The sequence below is a fragment of the uncultured Chloroflexus sp. genome, from assembly GCF_937951745.1.
GTDB lineage: Bacteria > Chloroflexota > Chloroflexia > Chloroflexales > Chloroflexaceae > Chloroflexus.
The window spans coordinates 38,944-55,348 of record NZ_CALFBQ010000031.1 but is presented as its reverse complement, the minus strand read 5'-3'; the positions used below and the strand labels follow the sequence as shown (position 1 = coordinate 55,348).

The 16,405-nt window shown below is 58.4% G+C and carries 13 protein-coding genes; 8 read left to right on the top strand and 5 right to left on the bottom strand.

Going from position 1 to position 16,405, the window contains the following annotated elements:
- Positions 1-885: DUF11 domain-containing protein (locus Q1A59_RS08785; protein WP_299644834.1), on the top strand; the 885-nt coding region annotated here is incomplete at its 5' end.
- 13 nt (positions 886-898) lie between these two features.
- Entirely contained in the window at positions 899-3,544 is a 2,646-nt protein-coding gene (locus Q1A59_RS08780) for a C25 family cysteine peptidase (protein WP_298402676.1), read from the top strand.
- Between the two features lie 10 nt (positions 3,545-3,554).
- On the opposite strand, the gene Q1A59_RS08775 is transcribed toward Q1A59_RS08780, so the two are convergent.
- A complete protein-coding gene (locus Q1A59_RS08775; protein ID WP_299644831.1) occupies positions 3,555-4,703 on the bottom strand; it encodes an N-acetylmuramoyl-L-alanine amidase in 1,149 nt (382 codons plus the stop codon).
- Between the two features lie 115 nt (positions 4,704-4,818).
- Here Q1A59_RS08775 and Q1A59_RS08770 point away from each other — a divergent pair, with 115 nt between their 5' ends.
- Entirely contained in the window at positions 4,819-5,622 is an 804-nt protein-coding gene (locus Q1A59_RS08770) for a [LysW]-aminoadipate kinase (RefSeq protein ID WP_298402673.1), read from the top strand.
- Between the two features lie 320 nt (positions 5,623-5,942).
- Here the strand turns inward: Q1A59_RS08770 and Q1A59_RS08765 are convergent, their stop codons facing one another.
- Positions 5,943-7,310 carry an LCP family protein gene (locus Q1A59_RS08765; RefSeq protein ID WP_299644829.1) on the bottom strand — a complete coding sequence of 456 codons (1,368 nt, stop codon included), beginning with the start codon at positions 7,308-7,310 and terminating at the stop codon, positions 5,943-5,945.
- A 266-nt stretch (positions 7,311-7,576) separates the two neighbouring features.
- Here Q1A59_RS08765 and Q1A59_RS08760 point away from each other — a divergent pair, with 266 nt between their 5' ends.
- On the top strand, positions 7,577-9,955 hold the full coding sequence (locus tag Q1A59_RS08760; RefSeq protein ID WP_298490324.1) for a S9 family peptidase: 2,379 nt from the start codon (positions 7,577-7,579) through the stop codon (positions 9,953-9,955).
- Between the two features lie 76 nt (positions 9,956-10,031).
- The gene (gene apaG, locus Q1A59_RS08755) at positions 10,032-10,439 is read left to right on the top strand and encodes a Co2+/Mg2+ efflux protein ApaG (RefSeq protein ID WP_298402668.1); all 408 of its coding nucleotides are present in this window, start codon (positions 10,032-10,034) and stop codon (positions 10,437-10,439) included.
- On the opposite strand, the gene Q1A59_RS08750 is transcribed toward apaG, so the two are convergent.
- From Q1A59_RS08750 to Q1A59_RS08740, 3 genes are all read right to left on the bottom strand, one after another.
- Positions 10,440-10,730, bottom strand: a complete 291-nt coding sequence (locus Q1A59_RS08750) for a hypothetical protein (protein ID WP_298402666.1) — start codon at positions 10,728-10,730, stop codon at positions 10,440-10,442. It abuts the gene before it with no gap.
- A gap of 67 nt (positions 10,731-10,797) precedes the next feature.
- Positions 10,798-11,034, bottom strand: a complete 237-nt coding sequence (locus Q1A59_RS08745; RefSeq protein ID WP_298402664.1) for a ferredoxin — start codon at positions 11,032-11,034, stop codon at positions 10,798-10,800.
- Positions 11,035-11,116: 82 nt separating this feature from the next.
- Complete coding sequence (locus tag Q1A59_RS08740; protein WP_299644825.1) at positions 11,117-12,865, bottom strand: NFACT family protein; 1,749 nt, start codon at positions 12,863-12,865, stop codon at positions 11,117-11,119.
- A gap of 59 nt (positions 12,866-12,924) precedes the next feature.
- Between Q1A59_RS08740 and Q1A59_RS08735 the strand changes: the two genes are divergently transcribed.
- The 3 genes from Q1A59_RS08735 (at position 12,925) to Q1A59_RS08725 (ending at position 16,392) form a co-directional block, all read left to right on the top strand.
- Positions 12,925-13,554: a guanylate kinase gene (locus Q1A59_RS08735; protein WP_298402661.1), complete on the top strand. Its 630-nt coding sequence runs from the start codon at positions 12,925-12,927 to the stop codon at positions 13,552-13,554.
- 86 nt (positions 13,555-13,640) lie between these two features.
- Entirely contained in the window at positions 13,641-14,192 is a 552-nt protein-coding gene (locus tag Q1A59_RS08730) for a GatB/YqeY domain-containing protein (protein ID WP_298402659.1), read from the top strand.
- A 22-nt stretch (positions 14,193-14,214) separates the two neighbouring features.
- Positions 14,215-16,392, top strand: coding sequence for an HD family phosphohydrolase (locus Q1A59_RS08725; protein ID WP_299644822.1), 2,178 nt, complete (start codon positions 14,215-14,217; stop codon positions 16,390-16,392).
- Positions 16,393-16,405: the final 13 nt, after the last annotated feature.

Genomic DNA, 16,405 nt, shown 5'->3' with positions numbered 1-16,405 from the left:
TCGCCGAGTGCCATAGCAGACCTTGTGCTAGATAAGGTGGTTACTCCTTCTGTCGCGCAGATTGGTGATGAGATTGTGTATACGTTGACGTTACGCAATATCGGCAATGCGCCAGCGGTTGACGTGACGGTTGATGATCCGTTACCGGCCTTCGCGCGCGTACTTGCGGCGAGTGCTTCGGTCGGCACCGCACAGGTTGACGGAAATCGGGTCAGCGTTGCCGTACCGGTGGTGGCGCCGGGGGAGACGATCACGATCACGATCCGCGCTGTTGTAGTTACACTTCCCCTGCCGCCGGATCACCGGAACGTGGCGATGGCGCGCACGAGCAGCAGCGAAATTACGACCGATAACAACACGAGCAGCGCGACGGTGCAACCACCACTGCCCGATCTGACGCTTGCCAAATCGGTGTCACCATCTGTCGCGCAGGTTGGCGATCAGGTGGTTTACACGCTGACCATTGGCAATATTGGCAACGCGCCAGCAACCGATGTCACACTGACCGATACACTGCCGCCGTCATTGCGCCTAATCGGCGTGACGACGACTGCCGGTAATATCAATACTGACGGTAATCAGGTGACGGTCTCTACACCGTCGCTTGCTCCCGGCGAGACGATTGTAGTACAAGTGACGGCGCAGCTTGTTGCACCGCTTAATCCGTCCAATAGTGTCAATACTGCTCTTGTTCGCACGAGTAGCAGCGAGATTACGACCGATAACAACACGAGCAGCGTAATTATTAATTCACCACCGGTTCCGCCACCGTCTATCCTGCCGCAAACTGCGGCCAATCCTGTCCGTCCATTCTTGGCCTTCATTGGGTTGGCATTAGTGGCAATTGGCCTCGGTGCGCTACTGCAACGGCGCTCGTATCATTAGGAATTGGGGTCGAATGCGGCGCTTTCTGCTCTACTTCCTTGTCTTGGCCGCTTTGCTTGCCTCGGCTGCGCCAGTGACGCTGGCGCAGCCGGTTGCTGGCTTGGTGTTGCAACCAGTTGTCGGCGGGGTTGAGGTGCGCTGGCAATTGGCCAGTCCTCGCGAACCGCAGCGGTTTCTGCTCTACCTAGCTGACGGTGCGCCGGCAGTGCCGGTCATCCGCACGTTGCACGATCAGCCGTTGGCCGAACCGTTGCCAACACCGGCGCTGCCGGCGCTGGAAATTGATGGTGAACTCCGCTTGCCGTTGCCGGAGTTTGCGCCTGCTCCGCCTTCGGCTCCGCTCCGCCTGATTGGTGAGGGTTCCCTCCGCGGCGTGCGCTCGGCGATCTACGAGATTTCTCCTCAATATCTGGCCGGTAATGAACCGCGTTTGGCCCTGAGTCTCACGGCCTTGATCACCGGTGCGTCGCTTAAGCCGGTGGCTGGCTCCTCGGTCCAGCTTGCCAGTGTGCCCGCGCCTGATCCGTTGGCTACGCGCGATGCATGGACGATCGATGTCACTACTGAAGGCGTCCAGCAGATCAGCGCCGATGATCTACGCGCGCTTGGTCTTGATCTGAACGTTGTTAAACCCAATCGCTTGCGTCTCCAACGGGCCGGTTTGACCTTTCCATTGGAGGCTGTTACGATTGGCGCAACTGTGACTGCCCTCCGCTTCTACGCGCCTTCCCCCGCTGAGCGCTGGTCGGCCACCGACCGCTATTGGCTGACGGTCGAACCAACCGCTACTACGTTGATGGCGACGCGCGCTGTGCAGCCGCAAGCTGGCGATCAGCCGGCTACGATCCGTGTCGCCGGTGTCTGGCCATCCGATCCACCAACCATCTACGAGTCGACACTGGCCGGTTTCGATGGCGATCGCTTCTTTCATCGCCGGCTTGATGCAGTGGCCGGTTCGCCGGTTAGTACGACGGTGACTTTATCTACTTCCCTACCGCTCGCTGCCAGCGGCCCCATGAGCCTCACGCTCGAATTGGCGACGCTGGTCAAACATAACGGTGACCACCGGTTGCTGCTTACTACGGCGAGCGATTGGAGTACGGTTATCGAGTGGAGTGGAGCGGGGATGTATCGCGCGACTGTCGTTCTGCCTACGCCAACCGCTGCGATGACGCTCACGCTTGACCCGCTTGTCGGCGTTGATCGGGTCTATCTCGATCGAGTGATGTTCGACGCGCCGGCCCAGCCGATCTTTTCCATACAGGGGGCGATCTTTCGCGGTCAAGCCGGTCGTTTCACCTATCCGTTAGCTGGCGCTGCTGCCGACGCAGCCGTCTATGACATTAGTGACCCGCAGCAACCGGTGCGTCTGTCCTTCACCGGTACTGCCTTCGCTGACGACGCACCAGTGCCGCGCCGTTATCTGGTTACCGGAACTGATACGCTTCACACCCCAGCAGTGGTCCGTCATCAGCCGATCAATCTCACGACGCCGCGCCATGCGCGGGCAATCTATATTGCCCCACGTGCGTTTCTCGATGCGCTCCAACCACTGTTGACCCGCCGGCAAGCGCAAGGTTGGTCGCCGGTTGCAATCGCGGTTGAAGATATTTATGCCGGCTGGAGTGGCGGCGAGCCGGATCCTACCGCGATTCGTCAGTTTTTGCGTTATGCGACTGCCACATGGCCATCCCAGCCTCAAGCGGTTATCTTAGTCGGTGATGGCAGTTCCGATCCGCGCAATTATCTGGGGTATGATTGGACGAGCCATATCCCTCCCTACTTGGCGGTGGTCGATCCGTGGTTGGGTGAAACGGCCTGCGAGACCTGTTTTGCTCAGCTCGATGGTGATGACCCCCTTACTGAGAGCCTGTTTCAACCCGATCTGTGGATCGGCCGCTTGCCGGTGAAATCTGAGTCAGAATTGCGCGATGTGGTGGCTAAATTGCTTGCCTACGAGCAGAGTGGCGGTCTTTGGCAGCGCCACGCGGTCTATCTTGCCGATAATCCTGATGCTAGTGGTGATTTTGCTGCCCTGCTCAACGAAGCGATTGCTCTCCAGCCTGCCCAAACCAGTGCGACGCGCATCTATTACGATCCGGCTGGGTCAGTAGGGCGTATTGCTGATGCTGCGACAGCACGTGAGCAGGCGTTTGCTGCCTTTAACCAAGGAGCCGGTTTGCTCGTCTATGCCGGGCATGGCTTGCAGTTTCAGTGGGCGTTTACCCAGATTGGCATAACTGATCCGTTTCTTTTGCACGTTGATACGGCGACTGATCTACGCAACGCGCCGGCGCTGCCGGTGGTGCTGAGTATGACGTGTTTGACCGGTGCGTTTCAGCATCCGTCCTTCCGTGGTACGACAATCGATGAAGCATTGCTGTTGAACCCAGCCGGCGGTGCGATTGCCACGTGGAGTTCGAGCGGCTTCGGTGTTGCTTACGGTCATCGCCAGTTGCTGCTTGGCTTTATCAAGGCGCTTTGGGCGGCTGAACCGTACCCTCCGCTTGGCCACCTTGTGGCTGCCGGCTATGCTAATCTCGCCGCCAGTGGCGAAGCTCCTGAGTCGTTACGGACGTTTCTTGTGCTGGGTGATCCGCTGACGCCGGTCGCTGCCCGCCCGTTGTATCAGGTGAATGTGCCAATCGTACAGCGGTAACGCGCGTGCGTTAGGGATTCGTCGCTGGCGGTTCGGCGGGCGGCGGCGCTGGGTTGTCGTTGGCTGTCGCCGGGCGGGTCTGATCGACCCGCACCCAACCTACGTATCGCGCGTTTCCGGCGCGCACCATTGCTTCATACCACTCGCCTGCCTGATTGAAGACAAAGATGCGGCTATCAGCCGGTACGCGCGCTACCAGCTTTGCTGTATCAGCTGGCCCGGCGCGCACCATCGTCTCAGCGCTGGTGTAGAGGATCGGCCATTCGGGTGGTAGCAATGCTGCGCCATCGTTAGGATCGCGCTGGTTCAAATATTGCAAAATCCCTTCGGCAATCCCGCGCGCTGCCACCTCAGGACGTGCCACGATAATCTCGCGGTCAGCGGCATTGGTCAGAAATCCTGTCTCAATAATGATGGCCGGGGTGGTGCGTGCAATCGCGTGGGTGTGACGACGATAATTAAAGGCGTAGTACCCGCGCATATTGACGGTAATGCCATTGCGATCTTCCGGTAGTCCGGTCACGACGCCATAGGTTGCGGCGACTGCTGCGAGTAATGCACGGCTCGCTGCCGATGCGCGCCACGGCGTAGCGATCTTCCATCCCCGCGCCCCTTCCGCTGAACCATCGGCATGGATTGCCACGAATGCATCAGCATCATACGCCGGCGGTATAGTGGCTGGCAGCAGATCAACTTCCACCCCCGCCACGACCAGTATGTCACGAACACGCACTGCAATTGCTTCGTTCACCTGCGCTTCCGTGATCCCATTCCAGCGCGCGCCGGTTGAGGTGCGCAAGTGCGCCTGTTCGTCAGGCAATTCATGTGAACGTAAGTGCCCGATCTGAATGCCAACCCGCAGCGGTGTGCCGGTCGGGCGCGGTGTGGGGGTTGACGGCGTGCTTGGGATCGCGGTTGGCGCTGGCGGCGCTGCTTCCGCTACAGTATCACTCACCGGTGGCGGCACGGCTTGCGCCGCCCGCGCCGGTGTCACCGTTGGCACTGGCGGTAGGGTCGGTGAAGGCAGCGGTAACGGGGTTGTCGTAGGCGCGCTAACGACCTCGCGCGTCGCTATTCCTGTCGGCGTTGCTGCCGGTGCGGGCGCACAAGCAGCGAGGATGAAGAAGTGAAGTAGAATAAGGCAAGCTATCAATCGCATAGGCGCATCATACCATTTCTGCGACGATAGTTGTCAGAGAAATTGCTGAGAAATCGGAGAATGCGGCTATCCGCGAGATTCTGTCTTTGCATGCGGCAATAAGGAGGAAGCTGCGATGTTAGTGGTTAAGGTGGGTGGCAGCGCCGGCAACGACTACGACGCACTCTGTGACGATGTGGCTGCGCGCTGGCAAGCTGGCGAGCGGCTGGTACTCGTTCACGGCGGCTCGGATCAGACCAATCGGTTGGCCGAGGCGCTCGGCCATCCACCCCGGTTTGTTACCTCGCCGGGCGGCCATACGAGCCGCTATACCGACCGGCGCACGCTCGAAATCTTTCTGATGGCGACTGCTGGCTTGATCAACAAACAATTGGTTGAGCGGTTGCAAATGCGCGGAGTAATGGCGTTGGGCCTGAGCGGCCTTGATGGCCGTTTGTTGGAGGGCAAACGGAAATCGACCATCAGAGTGATCGAGCAGGGTCGCCAGATGATCTTGCGCGATGATTGGACTGGTACGATCGAGCAGGTCAATGCGCCGCTCTTGCGCATGCTGCTCGACGCCGGCTATTTGCCGGTGGTGGCGCCGATTGCCTGTTCCACAGTTGGCGAAGCGGTCAATGTTGATGGTGATCGTGCTGCCGCCGCCATCGCCGCCGCGCTCGGCGCGCAGACGCTGATCCTGCTCTCGAATGTGCCCGGCTTGCTGCGCAACTTTCCCGATGAGGCGTCGCTGATTACCAACATCCCGCGCACCGAACTCGCAGCCAATATGGACTACGCCGCCGGGCGGATGAAGAAGAAACTGCTCGGCGCGCAAGAGGCATTGGCCGGCGGAGTGCAGCGCGTCATTCTTGCCGATGCCCGTATTCCATCGTGCATTAGCCACGCGCTGGCCGGCGGCGGCACTCATATCGCCTAAACCTTCGGGAATGTGGCAGTTCTACTGCCGCACTGCTGTGTTTAAGAGCAATGCGCCGTAATCCATGCCCTGTTGTTTCAAACCGCACCCTGCTCCCGTGTTGCAAGAGCGGGGTAGTGGGTGCTGCCGACCCTTCGGGAATGCGGCTATTTCGCTGCTACACTGCTGTGTTTAAGAGCAATGCGCCGTCATCGCTCCCGCGTTGCGTTGGTGCTGCAAACCGCATCCCTCTCCCGCGTGGCGGGAGAGGGGCTGGGGTGAGGGTTATCTCGCTATCACTTTTTGTGTCTTTTAGTGGCTCTTAATCTCAGCCGCTACCTCTACTTCCCGTTCACAAAATCCCGCACCAGCGCCGCAATCGCACCGGGACGAGGCGTTAATGCGTATGGATCGCCTTCAATCAATCCTTCGTACACGTCGTCCGGCCCTAGTGCGAATCGCTCGATTGCGCCTAAGTCAACCTCGCGCAACGACCATGCCAACCCTAACAGCTCGTCGGCGCTCAGATCGGTGCGGATGTGCGGGCGCAGCGCAGTGGTCACGTGCGCGGCCAGCTCAACCTGCCTTACCGGATCGTGTTCGCGAATTCGACGGGCAATCGCCAACGCAATCATCTGCTGGCGTTCTTCACGAGCATAGGCACTGTCGGCGTGGCGAGTACGGCTCAAGATCAACGCCTGTGCGCCATCGATCCATTGTTTCCCCGCCGGGAAGTAGACCGTTGTAATCCCGTAATCCATCGTCGGGTAGGCCGGATCGTAGATCGCCTGCTCAAGCTCAACCTCAATCCCACCGATGGCGTCAACTGCCGCGGTAAAGCCGGTAAAATCAACCCACACGATATGATCAATCGGTAGTCCGAGCAGATTCGTTACTGTCCGCCGGGCGAGTTCAGCCCCGCCAATGGCTGGGTTCATTTCACCATAGACCGTCGCGCTGTTAATTCGCCCATACCCGTATCCCGGAATGTCAACCATCAGATCACGCGGTAACGAAAGCAGTGCTACCCGTCGCTGCGATGGCTCGATCCGCACTAGCATCACGGCGTCAGATCGCGTGGCCCAACTCTCACCGGGTCGTCGGTCGCTGCCCAGCAACAGAATGTGAATCGCATCGTCCTCCGGCAGACGAACGCCAACGGTTGGCATCAGCGTCGGCACCGGCACGCGGCCATCAATTGCCGGCAAACGGATTGGCGTTATCGATGCGGCAACGGCTATCTCCAACGCTGCTGGCGTTGGTGAGGCGTCCACAGCGATCGCTTCGCTGGTTGTCGTGGGTTGATCTAGCGATAGTAAGGGTGAGGGAATGGGGGTTGGCAGCGGTGTTGCGATGGCCATCATTGCTGGCGTTACCGTGATAGCTGGCGAGGGCAATTGCATTGCAGTCATGTTCTGGCTAATTGTGATTCCTGCTAATACTACTCTGCCAGTTTGAAAGCCAAGCCAGCCGGCGAGCAAGGCGAGCAGGAGAAAGAGGAGATGGTGGATCGACCAGTTGCGCGTTGGAGGACGTTCTGGTAGCGGCGTCGCGAGCAATGCTGCTAATAGTGCCTGATCGCTTCCTTCGGCCAGCGCGCGGCAAGTGGCGCACTGGGCTAGATGATCGTGCAGAAGCGCTTGGGTTGTTGACCCCGAACCGGGCCGGATGCCGGCGGCAAGCAGCGCGCGTGCTTCACTACAGTTCATACGAGTGCCATTCGATCACCGGTCATAATAGATTGCGGCATGAGTTGCAACCCCGACTCAGAAGTGCGGCAATTGTCTTGTCGCATCCTATCGCAAGCGGGTTGCTATACGAACGTTCAGCAATCCTGCACCAGTGACCACAACCGCGAGCAAAGTGACTATTACAGCAAGAATATAGTACTTTGTAGTATACCATTTTGGCTTTCCATCTGCTATGATACAAAACGTAGCGTCTTCACCTTTTTGCAATGGTAAGGAGTACGTCTATGCGACGGTCGCGCTGGCTCTGGTGGATCGGTGTTTTGGTCGCTCTAGTTGGTCTCGTTGCACCTGTGACTGCGGCGCCTATTCGTAACAACATTGTCAATGTTAATCAGTTCGGTGATGAGAAAGACCTGCCGCCCAATTTGCTCAGCGATGATGAGATTGCGAAGATCGATCGCTTACAAAACGACGTCTCATATCCAGTTCCACGCAGCGATATCAGTCCTGACGATGCCGCTGTGTTGATCAGTTCGAACGAAGGGTTCGCGTTCCTTGATATTACCACCGGCGACACCGTGCCGATTGCCGCTGAGGCATTCGATTTCTTCGTCCCACTTCCCTTCTTTGGGGTTGGTAGCTTCAGTTGGCAAGATGAGAGCACGCTTGGTGTGCTGGCGGTTAACTTTTTCGCCACAGGCCTTGAAGATGCGTTTGTGGCTCTGTTCATCAACCGATTTAGCGGTGAAGTTAATGCCTTTCAAGTCGGTCTGCCTGATGAGAACCTTGGCATTGTCTCGATTGCGCCCAATCTTACCAATTGGCTCATCGTGCGCGAGCCGCCTACAGCCGAGGAATCGTCGTCGGCAGAATTCAAGCCGTTCACCAAACGCTACACAATAGGTTTACCGATCCCGTTCGCCACTCGCGAGCATCAGTTCACGCTGCCGGCTCGTCTCCAGCGTCGGGTCGATCAGTTGCGCCAGCGCCGGCCTGATCTGCTGAATCGCTTTCTCTTCCAGCAACAGAACGATGGTACTGCAATTGAAGCGACGCGCGAGCCGTATAACCTCTTTCTCTACGACGCTACAACCGGTGAAGAACGCTACGTGACGAGCATTCCTTACGCCTCGGCTTTGCTGAATGCGACGTGGACGAGCGATTCGGCCTTTGCCGCCGTGTCGTTTTTCGGTGTGCCTGATGCCGAAGGACGCAGCTCCTATGTCGGTGCTCTTTTCTCCGAAGAGATTTATCGCGACTCAACCGGCAATCTGCCGCCGCGCCAAAATCCGATTATCCAGAATAACAATACGTATGTGATCGACTTCGCTAGCGGCCAGACACAGGTGATTCGGCCTGACGCTACAGTCGGTGCGCCGATCCTCGAAGCGCACGACTGGGCGCCCGGTGGGCAATCGTTGCTGATCAAAGCTCACCATCCAGCGTACCTCAAGGGACGTACCCATCCAGTCTATCTCCCGCGCTTCTCTTCGCGCACCAGCTTCCGGTTCTACGACCGCGATAATAGTGGCCAGTTCCGCCTCAGCAAAACCTTTGAGCATCCAATGCTCTCAGGTGGTGATGTTGTTTATCGCAGTATTGCCGATTTTGTTAGCCCCGATGAGCTTATCGTGCGTGGCGTTGTTGGAAGTAACCGCCATCCCTATTACTACAACCGTGTCTCAGGCGAGTTGCGCAATCTCGCTGACCGCGCTGGCTCGTACTTTAACGTGGTTGCGACCAGCAGCAGCACCCGCCAAATCGTCTTTACCTACACCTCGTATACCGATCCGCCTGACATCTACCGCCTGCGCTGGGACGGCACTGCGCTGGCGCGGCTCACATGGCAAAACGAAGAATTGCGGGTTGAGGCCAACCTGCGTCAAGACCCGGTGACGTTTACGCTCCGTAATGGGCAAGTTCGGGTTGGTACGCTCATCCAAGCGGCTGATGCTCCCTTCCCACCCAAGAATGTGCGTATGATCGTTTGGCAGGAAGGTGGGCCGAACGTGCCGATGATCAATCAGTGGATGACCAACGTCGAGAACCCGTATGCCTTGTTGCCTTCGTTCGGCTTTGCGCTGCTCATTACACCCGTTGCCGGACGCCATGGCTATACACCAGCGGTCTACAATTCGCTGGTTGATAGTGCGAATTTCGGTCAGATCGACATTGACGAGCAGGCCGAGATCGTCCAACAGGCGATAAGCCGAGGCTGGACATCTAAAGGCAAGGTGGGCATTACCGGCTGTTCGTATGGCGGCTACTTCACGTTGCAGAGTGTTGTGCGCCATCCAGACCTTTATGCCGCTGCGAATCCGCAGTGTGCATTTATTGATGTGATCAGCGAATGGAAGCTCGGCTCGGTCATTCTGCCTCCGTATCTCGAAGGGTTGCCGCCGTTCAAAGCGCTCAACGAGTATGTGAAAGACTCACCGAGCTACGGCGCCGATAAGGTCAAAGCTGCGGTGTTGACCTTCCATGGCACCGAAGATTTCTTGCCGATCGTGCAGAATGAGAACTTACATCTGCAACTAGTCAATCGCGGTGTTCCGGCGCGCATGGTACGCTTTATTTTTGAGGGGCACGGTCTAGGGTTGCAGGAAAACCAGCTTTATGCCGCTCAAGAGCAGATTAGCTGGTTCCGTACTCATTTGAAGTAGGTAAGGCCGTATCTATGATAGAGGAACGGGTTTCAATCCCGTTCCTCTGCTGCCATACTATCATTGCAGTTTGCTTATGCGACGACCCTTTTACTACCGTCTCAGTGAAGGCATGCGCATTAGCGTGCGCCCGCACTATCTGCCGGGCCATTCGTTTCCGCCGCTGCAACGCTTTGTCTTCGCCTACGATGTGCGGATCGAGAATATCAGTCGCCGCGCCGCTCAGTTGATGAGCCGGCGTTGGACGATTTACGATTCGATTGGTGAGGAACTGGAGGTGGTGGGGGATGGCGTGGTTGGCTTGCAACCACTACTCAACTCCGGCGAGGTGCATGAATACCAGAGCTTTTGTGTTCTCAAGTCGCCGCGCGGCTGGATGGAAGGAGAGTACTATTTTCGCACGATGGACAATGCCTATTTCACGGCGATCATCCCGCGCTTCGATTTGGTTGCCGACCCCGAATGGATCAATGACGAAGAGTGATTATCGCTGCTGCATCCGCTCTCGTTCCCGGCGGTAAGTGCGGACGAAGACGATTACCAGTAGCGGCAATAGCCACGCCCAATCTGGCCGTTCTTCGCGTAGCAGCCGCCAGATAGCCCGCATTTGGATCAAAAACGGAAAGCGGGCGAGTTGCACCTCAGCGATGGCTTGCAATTGACGCTGCCACGCCGGTGTGGTTGCCGTCGTCGGTGGTTGATTCGCCCTCAAGCGTGGGAGCGGTAGCCGCAGCGCGTCGAGTAGGCTGGCGCCAGTAACGGATGGTTTGTTCATTGGTGTGTATGTTTACGAGCGGTAGCGAAGGGGCCGAGCACCGATCGGCCCCTTCGCCCTCCCTTGCTTACGCGCCGAAGAACTTGCGGTTCTTCTCGATATAGCTCTTCCACTGCTCGGGCACCGAGTCGTCGGCGAAAATCGCTTCGACCGGGCACTCCGGCTCGCATGCGCCGCAGTCGATACACTCATCCGGGTTGATGTAGTACTGATCTTCGCCCTCGTAGATGCAATCGACCGGGCAGACGGCGACGCACGAGGCATCCTTCGTTCCAATACACGGCTCTGTGATAACGTATGGCACAGACAGCTCCTTCCTATCGGCACTGCGGTTTCCCGCGCGGTGGTTGTTTGAGTTCAGACTACTACAGACCATGGGCCGCTGTCTACCACTTTTGTACCACTTCGCCGCAAGGTTGTGGCTTCACTCGCAATGTCCGTTCAGGGTGGTAGCTGACCAACCCGGTTGGCCCGCCGGGAATTTTGCGCACGGCCCGGCGCCGGCAGAGGTCAACCTCAACCGCTGCATCGTCGCGCGCTTGGCTGTAATAGGCCGCTAGGGCCGCAGCCTCGGCAATCGTCCGTTCGGGAGGATGTTCGGCCCGGATGATCACGTGTGCGCCGTGGATGTTGCGCGCGTGCAACCAGAGATCGGTGGGGCGGGCGATGCGAAAGGTCACTTCTTCGTTCTGGCGGGCAGTGCGCCCGATGTAGATCGGCAAGCCATCGCTCGAACGCACCTGCAACGGGCGTGATCGCGGCGAGCGACGCCGGGTGGGTGACGGGCGCAGGTAGCCGGCCTCTTCTGCTTCGGCGGCGATCAAGTCGATTTGGGTGGCGTCATCGGCGACTGCCAATAGCGCCAATAATTGATCTAATCCGGCTAACCGCGCTTCGGTCTCGGCTAATCGTGCGGGCAAGATGGCACAGGCACTTTTGGCTTTGTCATACGCCTTGAACCGCTCTTGCGCCTGTTCGACCGGCGGACGGTTGGGATCGAGCGCAATTCGCTCCCCTTCCACCACCAGCTCGGTTGCGCCTCGTGGCAATTGATGTAGAAAGGCGAAGATCATCTCGCCTTCCCAGCGCAGCCGATCCAGCTCGTTGGCGCGGGCAAGTTCAGCCACAATCTGTTCGCGTTGCCGCTCCAGTTGCTCGCGGCTGGCTTGCAAGCGCGCCGCGAGGTCGGCCCGGCGCTGGTCGCGCCCCAACGGTTGCTGGTGGGTGGCGTAAAATGCCTCTAGCGCCGCGTTCATGCTCGGCATCGCCACGGCACCGGGCAGGTGTAATGGCCGGTATGGCGCGTAGGCGATCGGCCCGTTCGCATCGCTCACCAGATGCGGGGCCGGCGGCTCGGCCACGATTTCACGCAGCCGGGCTGCGATGGTGTAGGCCGGTAAGCCTTGCCCGGTCGCCGGTACTGCGCCGCAAGCCCGCGCCAACACTTCGCGCGCAGCCTGTGGCGAGATGCCGCGGTAAGCGTTCACCAATGCCTTGACCGGATCACCCGGCCCTAGTATTACTTCGATCTCGGCGGCAGTAGCCCGCAATGGATCACGCTTGGCTGGCGTTGGCGGCAATTCATACACCCGTCGCGGCATGATTACCCGGCTGCTCATGCGCGGCGTCACCCGCTTGATCGCATCGAGAATCAAGTTGTTATCATCAACCAAGATGATGTTGCTGCGCCGATCTTGCGGTTCGACGATCAGATCGCAGCGCAACAATGCCGCCTCATCCGCCGTCTCATCATCATCTAGCTCGTCATCGGCTAGTTCATCGGCGCTCACCGGTGGTTTGCACGACTCCGCCGCTTTCGTTATACTGAACAAAACGATCCGCTCGGATGGCGGTTGCTCAATGCCTACAATGCGACCGCCGAGCAGATATTTACGCATTAAGAGCAGAAAGGGCGGTTCGCCGTCAACGCCCCGGCTGAGGCGCTGGCTCACCAGATGAATCCGCGCTGCTTGTGCTTCGGCCGACGCTAACAGATAACGGCGCTGGCCATGGGCGTAGACCTCTAGGCCGATGACGAGCGGCCTAACCAAGACCACGCGCTGGATCCGCCCAAAGAGGAGCGTTGCACGCAGTTCTTCGACGACAGCCGTTAACGTTAGAGCATCAAAATACATCGTTGCACCATACGGTGTCAGCCCTATCGCCGGCAGGATACCACAAGACGAGCGTAGGCATGGAACAGGTTCTTAATCCAGTGTTGCAAGGTAAGCCGCCGCAACCGCTACTCGTAGTGATCTCAGGCCCGTCTGGCGTCGGCAAAGACTCGGTGCTGATGCGGATGCGCGAGTTGGGATTCCCCTTCCATTTTGTCGTGACTGCGAACAGCCGGCCACAACGGCCCGGTGAGATCGACGGCGTTGATTACCATTTTGTTTCTACCGAGCGCTTTCGTGAGATGATCGATAACGACGAGCTGCTCGAATGGGCTGAAGTATACGGCCAGTATAAGGGCATTCCTAAATTCGAGATCCGGCAGGCAATGGCCAGCGGGCGCGATGTTATTTTACGGATCAATGTCGATGGCGCAGCGACGATCAAGCGGCTCGCGCCTGAAGCGGTGTTTATCTTCCTTGCGCCGGCTTCGCTCGATGAGCTGCGCCACCGGCTGATGCTGCGCCGCACCGAATCACCCGCCGAGGTTGAGCGCCGGTTGGCGATGGTGGCCGACGAGTTGGCCCAGTTGCCCAACTTTGATTACGTGGTGATCAACCATGCCGACCGGCTTGATGAAGCGGTTGGCCAGATTCGGGCCATTATCAGCGCTGAAAAAGCTCGCGTCTATCCGCGCCGGGTAACCTTGTAACCCTGTAGGGCTACAGCAGGGCTATGGCTGTAGTTGGACCATGGTGACGCTGTAGCCCGTACACTAATCATGGGGGAGAAGAACGTATGACCATCCAAGAACGTCTTGCCAACGATCTGAAAGCAGCAATGCGCGCCGGTGACAAAGTGCGCGTGAATGCGATTCGTGCCGCTCGTGCTGCACTGCAAGCGGCCCAACTCGAGGCCGCAAAGCAGCGATTTGACGCGGCCGTTGCGGCGATCGAGGCTGAGCACGCCGGCGATCCGGCGGCGATTGAGGCGGCCAAAGCCACCATTTCGGTTGATAGCCACGCTGCGCTTAGCGAGGCAGAGCAAGAGGCTGTCATTGCCCGTGAAATTAAGCGTCGGCGTGATGCTGCGGATATTTATTATAAGGCTGGCCGAACCGATTTGGCGGCAGCCGAAGAGGCTGAAATCGCAGTGTTGAGCGAATATTTGCCTAAGATGCTTAGCCCTGAAGAAGTACGTCCGCTGGTGGCTGCCGTGATCGCCGAACTTGGCGTGAGTGGCCCTGCTGCCATGGGTAAAGTGATGCCGGTCTTGCTTGAACGGTTTAAGGGGAAAGCGGACAATCGCACCCTGAGTCAGGTCGCGCGTGACCTGTTGAGCGCGTCGTAACTTCTCGCATCCAGAGACGCCTATGAAGGCCCTTTCGCGCCACCGGCTCTCCCGTTGGCTAGTCCAACCGCAAATGTTGGCGCTGTCGCGCGCACAGGCGCGGTTGGTGCTGGCGGTGCTCTTACTCTGGGCTGGGATCTGGGCTGTGCTCACCTTTCGTCTCCCCAGCGCCAGTGGGTTGCAGGTCGGCCAGCCTAGCCCGCTCAGTATTACTGCACCCACCGAGGTGATCTATACCAGCGAGGTGCTGACAGCCGAACGGCGCAAACAGGCGGCTAATAACCCTGATAATCTGGTCTATTTCAACGATCCGCAGATCCCGATCGAACAGCGCCGCAATCTGTTTAGCCTTCTCGAATTGATCGGGCGGGTGCGCAGCGATCCGACCCTCGATGAAGCGGGCCGGTTGCGCGCGCTGCGCGAATTGCCCAGCGCCGATGTGCAGTTGTCTGCCGAACAGGCGCGGTTGATACTCTCACTCGATGATGAAGCGTGGTCGCTGTTGCGCACCACGATCTTGAGTTTGTACGATCGCGCTATTGAACGGTATGATTATGCGGTTGACGAGCGGGCGCTTAACCAACTGCGCGATCGGTGGTTGAGTTTTTGGCTGGCGACAACCACCCTTGATCCTGCCCAACGCGAGTTGGCCCAAACGATCATCGCTGCCTTTTTACGGGTGAACCGTACCCTTGATACGGTTGCGACCGAAGAACGGCGGGCGAATGCGGCGGCGCAGGTGGCGCCGGTTGAGGTGAAGGTGTTGGCCGGCGAGATGATCATTCGCGCTGGTGAGATTGTCACCCCGGCCCATGTTGAGAAGCTGCAGGCTACCGGCGCAATGCCGCGCCCGCTCGGCTGGCCGGAATTGCTTGGCTTCGGGTTGCTGGCTGCCCTGCTTAGCGCCGGTCTGTTTGGCTATTTGCGCGTCTTTCAGCCCAACCTCACCGAACAAGCTCGGTCTCTCTTTGTCTTGGTGGGCACCATTTTGGTCACGTTGATCCTCGCCCGTATTGGGTTGCTGATCTACGATGCGCGCCCAGTCTTTTTCCCGCTGGCGATGCTGGCTGTGGTGGTAACGGTGGTCTTCACCGGCCAGATCGGTTTTGCCGCCAGTTTGCTGGCCGCGATTGTGATTAGCGTGATGGAAGGGAATGATCTGACGCTGGCCGTGACCCTGTTTGCGAGTTCTACTAGCGCGATCTTGCTGGTGCGCTCCGCTGAACGGTTGCGTTCGTTTTTGATCGCCGGTCTGGGGGTAACGGCTACCGTTGTGGCGCTGGAACTCACCTTCTGGCTCAGCCAACAGGCGATCTTTACCCTCTCTGGCTTTAGCGACTGGATGCTTACCACGGTTCTTAGCGCAATTGCCAATGGCGGTCTGACGACGATTCTCTCATTTGGTCTGTTTAACATGATTGGCCGGCTGGCCGGGCAGGTGACGGCGTTGCAGTTGATGGAGCTGGCCCATCCGTCGCGCCCGCTGTTGCGCAAGTTGATCCGCGAAGCACCGGGGACGTATTACCATAGCGTGGCGGTTGGGAATCTGGCCGAGGCCGCTGCCGAGGCGATCGGCGCCGATGCGCTCTTGTTGCGGGTGGCCGCTTATTATCACGATATTGGCAAGACGATTCGCCCCGCTTTCTTTACCGATAACCAGATGGGGCGCGAGAATGTGCATGACGATCTCGATCCTTATATCAGTGCGCAGATAATCATCGACCACGTGCGCGAGGGGATCAAGATGGCCCGCGCTGCCGGTTTGCCCGAGCAGATCGTCGATTTTATCGCAACCCATCATGGCACCGGCTTAGTGCGCCATTTCTATCAGCAGGCCCTCCAACGCTACGACAATATCGATGAACGCGATTTTCGCTACCCCGGCCCCCGGCCCTATACCCGCGAGCAGGCGATCTTGATGCTGGCCGACTCGGTTGAGGCAACCGTTCGTTCGAAAGCGCAACACGGCAAATTGATCGCGAAACGCAACGGCGAGCCGGGTGAACGATCAGCGAATGGCGCTGTTACTCTCGATGAGTTGGTGCAGTCAATCATTGATGCCCGCGTGCGCGAAGGCGAACTCAGCGATGCGCCGTTGACTATGCGTGAGTTGGGCCAAATTAAGACGGTATTTGTCAACACGTTACAATCTATCTATCACCCACGGGTTGACTATGCGCCGCCAATCGTTCGCGTCTGAAGGAGCATTGCCG

Coding starts and splice junctions, on each gene's coding strand:
- Q1A59_RS08780 (WP_298402676.1), top strand. CDS start 899: ATGCGGCGCTTTCTGCTCTACTTCCTTGTCTTGGCCGCTTTGCTTGCC.
- Q1A59_RS08775 (WP_299644831.1), bottom strand. CDS start 4,703: ATGCGATTGATAGCTTGCCTTATTCTACTTCACTTCTTCATCCTCGCT.
- Q1A59_RS08770 (WP_298402673.1), top strand. CDS start 4,819: ATGTTAGTGGTTAAGGTGGGTGGCAGCGCCGGCAACGACTACGACGCA.
- Q1A59_RS08765 (WP_299644829.1), bottom strand. CDS start 7,310: ATGAACTGTAGTGAAGCACGCGCGCTGCTTGCCGCCGGCATCCGGCCC.
- Q1A59_RS08760 (WP_298490324.1), top strand. CDS start 7,577: ATGCGACGGTCGCGCTGGCTCTGGTGGATCGGTGTTTTGGTCGCTCTA.
- apaG (WP_298402668.1), top strand. CDS start 10,032: ATGCGACGACCCTTTTACTACCGTCTCAGTGAAGGCATGCGCATTAGC.
- Q1A59_RS08750 (WP_298402666.1), bottom strand. CDS start 10,730: ATGAACAAACCATCCGTTACTGGCGCCAGCCTACTCGACGCGCTGCGG.
- Q1A59_RS08740 (WP_299644825.1), bottom strand. CDS start 12,865: ATGTATTTTGATGCTCTAACGTTAACGGCTGTCGTCGAAGAACTGCGT.
- Q1A59_RS08735 (WP_298402661.1), top strand. CDS start 12,925: ATGGAACAGGTTCTTAATCCAGTGTTGCAAGGTAAGCCGCCGCAACCG.
- Q1A59_RS08730 (WP_298402659.1), top strand. CDS start 13,641: ATGACCATCCAAGAACGTCTTGCCAACGATCTGAAAGCAGCAATGCGC.
- Q1A59_RS08725 (WP_299644822.1), top strand. CDS start 14,215: ATGAAGGCCCTTTCGCGCCACCGGCTCTCCCGTTGGCTAGTCCAACCG.